This window comes from Trichococcus sp. (assembly GCF_049589555.1).
Classification (GTDB): Bacteria; Bacillota; Bacilli; order Lactobacillales; family Aerococcaceae; genus Trichococcus.
In genome coordinates this window covers 1-2,069 of the sequence record NZ_JBAWAZ010000098.1, presented here as the reverse complement: position 1 = coordinate 2,069, position 2,069 = coordinate 1, and the positions used below count along the sequence as shown (strand labels likewise).

Annotated in this window: 2 protein-coding genes; both read left to right on the top strand. The window is 46.6% G+C overall.

From position 1 onward, the window contains the following. The coding region (zwf, locus tag WBV27_RS04275; RefSeq protein ID WP_424199725.1) for a glucose-6-phosphate dehydrogenase at positions 1-1,265 on the top strand (1,265 nt) is incomplete at its 5' end. 330 nt (positions 1,266-1,595) lie between these two features. Next, positions 1,596-2,069, top strand: a 474-nt coding sequence (locus tag WBV27_RS04270) for a TetR/AcrR family transcriptional regulator (RefSeq protein ID WP_424199723.1), incomplete at its 3' end; no start/stop codon positions are given.

Here is a 2,069-nt window from a genome sequence, read left to right as displayed (position 1 = left end):
ACCGGGCGCATGATGTTTCCGATGTGGAGCATTACGTGCATCTCAAAGAGTTGGCTGACAGATTGGATGCGAAATATGATTTGGATCAGAACCGGATGTACTATCTGGCGATGGCTCCGCAATTTTTTGGACCAATCGTGACGCATCTGAAAGGGCAGCAGATTGTGACGGACAAAGGGTTCAACCGCGTCGTCATCGAAAAGCCTTTCGGTATGGATTATGCATCAGCCGAAAAATTGAATGATCAAATCACCCAAGTGTTCCCGGAAGAGGATATTTTCAGGATCGACCACTATTTGGGCAAAGAGATGATCCAAAATATTTTGGCCGTCCGTTTGACGAATCCGTTCTTGGAATCCTCGTGGAATCGTGATTACATCGAAAATGTTCAGATCACTTTTGCCGAGGAATTGGGCGTGGAAGAGCGCGGCGGCTACTATGATCACAGCGGCGCTTTAAAAGATATGGTCCAAAACCATATTCTGCAGGTATTGTCCTTGTTGGCGATGGAGCCGTTAGCTTCCGTATCCGAAGCGAATATCCAGACAGCCAAGATCAAAGCACTGAATGATGTGCGTGTCTATTCGCCGGAGGAAGTCCGCGAAAACTTTGTCAGAGGGCAGTATGCGGCAGGCCATTTGGATGGTAAGGAATTTGTGGCGTATCAAGAAGAGCCGAATGTCGCAAGCGATTCGAAGACGGAAACGTTTGTGGCCGGTAAATTCATGGTGGACAATCCGCGTTGGAACGGAGTGCCTTTTTATGTGCGCACCGGAAAACGCCTGACGGAAAAAGGAACGCGCGTCAATATCGTTTTCAAAAAAGTTCCCGTCAATCCGTTTGATGCTGAGAAGGATATCCCAGCATCAAACGATCTGACCATTTATATCCAGCCAACAGAAGGCTTTGCTTTGACCATGAACCGCAAAGAAATCGGGCAGGGATTCAATACGCAGCCGATCAAATTGGAGTACCGCCATGACAGCGAAATGATGGCCAATACGCCAGAAGCTTATGAACGCCTGACTTATGATGTTATTTTGGGCGATGCGACCAACTTTGCGCGTTGGGAAGAGGTCGCGCAATCCTGGAGAATCGTCGATGCGATCCGAGAAACGTGGGACCGCGACAATGAAGAAATTCCGAAGTATGCGTCAAGGACAATGGGACCAAAAGCTGCTTTTGATCTATTGGGTAAAGAAAACCATGAGTGGGTCTGGAGACCGGACGAGTGGTACCGCGAACGCGGGTTGCTGGAGGGGTAGATTCGATGTTGCGTTCTTGTGTATTATGACTTGAGCGGACTTTACTCCGGGGAGGGGCTGCTGGCCGGAGTAGAGTGAAGATACCGGGGCTGTTCTCCGGTGTGGACCGGTTAACCGGAGAACAGCATAACGAACGGAATCCCAACTCCGACCAAAGCCGCTTCATCGGAGAACAGCGAAGCAAAAGAGTTTCACCAAATATCAGAGGAGTGCTCACCAACCAGTTGAGCACTCCTTTTTTGTGGTTTTCGGTAAGCTGATTTCTTTACTGATCAATTGTGAAGTGGTATTGTGTATTGAGAACGTTCATTCTAGAAACGGAATCGGATTTTGAAAGGAGAAAATAATTTGGCAAGGAGTAAAGAATTTAATGAAGAAGAAGCATTGGATAAAGCGATGGAAATCTTTTGGAGACAAGGATTTGAAAAAACTTCGATCCAGGATTTGGTGGATCAGATGGGAATCCATCGCAGGAGTTTATACGATACATTTGGTGATAAGCATGCTCTTTTTGTACAAACTTTGGAACGCTATGAATCGCTTATCGCTGCTCAAATCAGGAAGCAGATAACGGAAGAGATGACCACGGTTGAGTCCATCAGAAAAATATTTGAACTGGCCATCTCCTCTGATAATGCCAATCCGAAGGGATGCTTGTTGGTCAACACGGCAGTAGTGTTGTCATTGCTTGATAATGAAGTTTCTCAAAGAATAAAGTCCGCTTTCAAGCAGACTGAAAATTTGATAGCGGATCTATTGATCAGAGGACAAGCAAGAGGGGAAGTTGCCCGTTCATTTGATATC